Raw genomic sequence first — 3,984 nt, 5'->3', positions numbered from 1 at the left:
CGGGCGCCGCGGCGACCGCGGCATTCATATCGCTGGTCAGCGCGATCCTCCTGCCCCGGGTGGACATCATGGAGACGTTCCGGTTCTGGCAGATCGGCGGCGTCGGCGGGGCGAGCTGGGATCGCATCACCGTCGTCGCGCCGGTGCTCGCCGTCGGCGCGCTGGTGTGCGTCGTATGCGCGCGCGGCATGAACTCTCTCGCCCTCGGCGACGATCTCGCGGCAGGACTCGGCGAGCACGTGTTCCGCACGCGTCTGGTGGCCTCGGCCGGGGCGGTGATCCTGTGCGGCGCCGCGACAGCGGTGGCGGGTCCGATCGCCTTCGTCGGACTTGTGATCCCCCACCTCTGCCGCCTGCTCGTCGGCACCGATCACCGCTGGCTGCTGCCCTTCTCGGCGATCGCGGGCGCGGGGCTCCTCGTCGCCGCCGACGTGATCGGCCGGGTCGTGGCGAAGCCCGACGAGATCGAGGTCGGCATCATCACCGCGCTCATCGGCGCCCCGTTCTTCATCTGGATCGTGCGTCGTCAGAAGGTGAGGGAGCTGTGAGCACGGCGACACAGGAGCGCGCGGCGACCGGCCACGCCTCGGTCGCTGCCGTCATCGCCGGCCGGCGTCGGCGGTCGCGCCGGCGAGCACTCGTGACGGGCATCCTCGGCGCGGCGATCCTCGGCGTGTTCACGCTGTCGTTGATGATCGGCCAGACCTTCTACGGCCTGGACGAGGTCGTGCGCGTCGTCGCAGGCGAGACGGTACCCGGAGCCTCGTTCACCGTCGGCGAGCTGCGGCTCCCCCGCGCCGTGCTGGCGCTCCTCGCGGGGTTCTCGTTCGGCATCGCCGGCGTCACCTTCCAGACACTGCTGCGCAATCCGCTCGCCTCCCCCGACATCATCGGCATCACCTCCGGCGCCAGCGCGGCGGCCGTCTTCGGCATCGTGGTGCTCGCGCTCAGTGAGACGCTGGTCTCGGTGCTCGCCGTCGGCGGCGCGCTGCTTACCGCTCTCGCGATCTACCTACTGTCGAACAAGGGCGGGTTCGCCGGAACGCGTCTCATCCTCATCGGGATCGGTGTCGCCGCGATGCTCGACAGCGCGGTCACGTACCTGCTCTCAGAAGGGGCGGTGTGGGACCTCCAGTCGGCGATGCGCTGGCTCGCCGGCAGCCTCAACGGTGCGAGCTGGCCGGTCGTGCTCCCCCTCGCGCTCGCGTTCCTCGTGCTCGTGCCCGCGCTGCTCGCGCAGGGCCGCGGTCTGGGCGTCCTCCGGCTCGGTGATGACGCCGCTGCGAGCCTGGGCGTCTCGATCCGCGGCACGCGCGTCGTCGCGATCGTGGTCGCGGTCGCGCTCCTGGCCTTCGCGACAGCCGCGACGGGGCCGATCGCGTTCGTCGCCTTCATGGCCGGTCCGATCGCGGCCCGGCTGGTGGGCCCGGGTGCGTCGCTCCTCCTGCTGTCGGGACTCGTCGGAGGCCTCCTCGTGCTCGTGGCCGATCTCGTCGGACAATTCGCGTTCGACAGCCGCTATCCCGTCGGCGTCATCACCGGCGTGCTCGGCGCCCCGTACCTCATCTACCTCCTCATCAGGTCGAACCGTTCCGGAGGCTCGCTATGACCGAAGACCGCGATCCGGCGTCCGCGCACACGCTCGCGGCCCACGCGCTGACGCTCGCCTACGGCGACCGCACGATCGTAGACGGACTCGACCTCGCCGTTCCACCCGGGCTGATCACCGCGATCGTGGGGGCGAACGGATGCGGCAAGTCGACCCTGCTGCGTGCGCTCGCGCGCCTCCTCCCCCCTCGCTCGGGCCACGTGCTCCTGGACGGCAAGGAGCTCCAGTCCCAGCCCTCCAAGGAGGTGGCGCGCACCCTCGGGCTTCTCCCGCAGAGCCCGGTCGCACCGGAGGGGATCGCCGTCGCGGATCTCGTCGGACGCGGTCGGCACCCGCACCAGAGGCTGCTCGCGCGCTGGAGCGCGCGCGATTACGAGGTGGTCGCGCAATCGCTCGCGGCGACCGGCATGACCGAGTTCGCCGACCGCCCGGTCGACGAGCTGTCGGGCGGCCAGCGCCAGCGCGTGTGGATTGCGATGGCGCTCGCCCAGGAGACCGACATCCTGCTGCTGGACGAGCCGACGACGTTCCTGGATGTCGCGCACCAGGTCGAGGTGCTCGACCTCCTGACCGACCTCAACCGCGACCGCGGAACGACGATCGTGATGGTGCTGCACGACATGAACCTCGCCGCCCGATACGCGGACCACCTGTTCGCGCTGCGCTCAGGTCGCGTGGTGGCCGCCGGACCGCCGAACGACGTGATGACCGGCGACCTCATCCGCGAGGTGTTCGACCTCGAGGCCCTCGTCGTGCCCGACCCCGTCTCGGGTTCCCCCATCGTCCTCCCGCGCGGCCGGCACCATGTCTCGGGTGTCGCCGACTCCCCCGCGTCCCTTCAGACAGGAGCCCCCGATGCCGCGGTCCTCTGAGCCGTACCGGTTCTTCCGCGCCCAGGTCACCGCGATCACCGATGTGACGGCAAGCTTCCGCCGGTTCACGTTCGGCGGCGACGAGCTCGCCGAGTACGGGGATCCCGGCCTCGATCAGCGCATCAAGATCGTGTTCCCGACCGCGACGGCACCGCTTGACACGATGCCCACCGGCGAGGACTGGTACGCGAAGTGGCGTGAGCTGCCCGAAGCTCAGCGGCCGCCGTTTCGCACCTACACGACCCGATACGTGCGCAACGAGGCCCGCGAGGTCGACGTCGACATGGTGTCGCACGACGTGATCGGTCCCGCGTCGGATTGGATTGCCAGCGCGCGAGTGGGTGACGAGGTCCTGATCTTCGCACCGACCATCTCGTACGGCGGGGTGAGCTTCGGCATCGACTTCGTGCCCCCGGCGCGAGTCGACGGAATCCTGCTCGCCGGCGATGAGACGGCGGCGCCGGCGATCGCGACGATCCTCGAGCAGCTGCCGCGCGATGCGCGCGGCGTCGTGGCGCTCGAGGTGCCGGACGAGGACGACGCCCGCTACCTGCCTCGTCACCCCGGCTTCGAGTACCGCATCGGGGCCCGCGGCCACGGTGAGCGTCACGCGCACCTGGTGGCGTCGGTGGCGGATGCCGCGCGCACGCTGGCTCCGGAGGGCGAGGGCGCCGACGTCGAGGAGATCGACATCGACACCGACATCCTGTGGGAGGTGCCGCGCACCGCCAAGGGCGGAGCCGCGCTCAAGAGCGCGAGACTCTACGCCTGGCTCGCCGGCGAGGCCGGTGCCATCAAGGCGCTGCGCCGGCACCTCGTGAGCGAGCGCGGCGTGGACCGTCGAGCCGTCGCGTTCATGGGCTACTGGAGGCTCGGCCGCGCCGAGAACTAGCGCCGTTCATGCGCGTGCCCGAGGCGCAGGCCGGGCACCAGGGCCGCCAGCGCGAGGAGCCCGGCGATGACGAAGACGGCCGGGAATCCGGCATCCGTCCCCACCAGAGCGGTGAAGGCGAGACCGAGCACCGCAATCGAAGACGCCGACCCGACCGAGTCGGAGATCGACAGCGCCGACGAGTTGAAGCCCTGGTTGCCCGGCGTCGAGTAGGCGAGCGTCAGCACCGTCAGCCGCGGGTACATGAGGCCCATCCCGCCGCCGGCGAGGCCCCACCCGGCGATCAGGACGGCCGGGTGCAGGTGCAGCAGCGCCGTCAGGGCCGCGATCGCGAGCGAGACCACGAGCAGCGCCGTGCCGATCAGCGTGATGCGCGCATTGCCCAGGCGGTCGCCGAAGCGCCCCTGCAGATCGGCGGCGGCAGCCCAGGCGAGGGCCGCGGCGGTGAGGCCCAGACCCGCCCACGTCGGCGAGAACCCGTACTCGTCGATGAGCAGGTAGGGCACGTAGATCTCGGCGCCGAACAGCGCTCCCGCGATGAGGCCACGCATCGACACGACGCTCGGCAGCCCGCGCGCAGCGCGCAGCGTGCCCTTCGGCAGCAGCGGTCG

5 protein-coding genes are annotated in these 3,984 nt (G+C 71.4%); 4 read left to right on the top strand and 1 reads right to left on the bottom strand.

All coding sequences use genetic code 11. The features are described 5' to 3' along the window. The 4 genes from EIO58_RS13950 to EIO58_RS13935 all read left to right on the top strand — a co-directional run. On the top strand, positions 1-548 hold a 548-nt coding region (locus tag EIO58_RS13950; protein ID WP_164861713.1), incomplete at its 5' end, for a FecCD family ABC transporter permease. After that, positions 545-1,609 carry a FecCD family ABC transporter permease gene (locus EIO58_RS13945; RefSeq protein ID WP_127820043.1) on the top strand — a complete coding sequence of 355 codons (1,065 nt, stop codon included), beginning with the start codon at positions 545-547 and terminating at the stop codon, positions 1,607-1,609. The genes EIO58_RS13950 and EIO58_RS13945, both read left to right, overlap by 4 nt. Beyond that, the gene (locus EIO58_RS13940) at positions 1,606-2,481 is read left to right on the top strand and encodes an ABC transporter ATP-binding protein (protein WP_127820042.1); all 876 of its coding nucleotides are present in this window, start codon (positions 1,606-1,608) and stop codon (positions 2,479-2,481) included. Before EIO58_RS13945 ends, EIO58_RS13940 begins: the two co-directional genes overlap by 4 nt. Continuing rightward, positions 2,465-3,373 (top strand): siderophore-interacting protein, encoded by a 909-nt coding sequence (locus tag EIO58_RS13935; protein WP_127820041.1) that lies wholly within the window; start codon positions 2,465-2,467, stop codon positions 3,371-3,373. Before EIO58_RS13940 ends, EIO58_RS13935 begins: the two co-directional genes overlap by 17 nt. Here the strand turns inward: EIO58_RS13935 and EIO58_RS13930 are convergent. Beyond that, positions 3,370-3,984: MFS transporter (locus EIO58_RS13930; RefSeq protein WP_127820040.1), on the bottom strand; the 615-nt coding region annotated here is incomplete at its 5' end. The two genes, EIO58_RS13935 and EIO58_RS13930, sit on opposite strands and share 4 nt — an antisense overlap.

The sequence above is a fragment of the Microbacterium sp. CPCC 204701 genome (assembly GCF_004010105.1).
Taxonomy (GTDB): domain Bacteria; phylum Actinomycetota; class Actinomycetes; order Actinomycetales; family Microbacteriaceae; genus Microbacterium.
The sequence above is the reverse complement of the archived record's forward strand: the minus strand, read 5'-3'. Positions and strand labels throughout refer to the sequence as shown.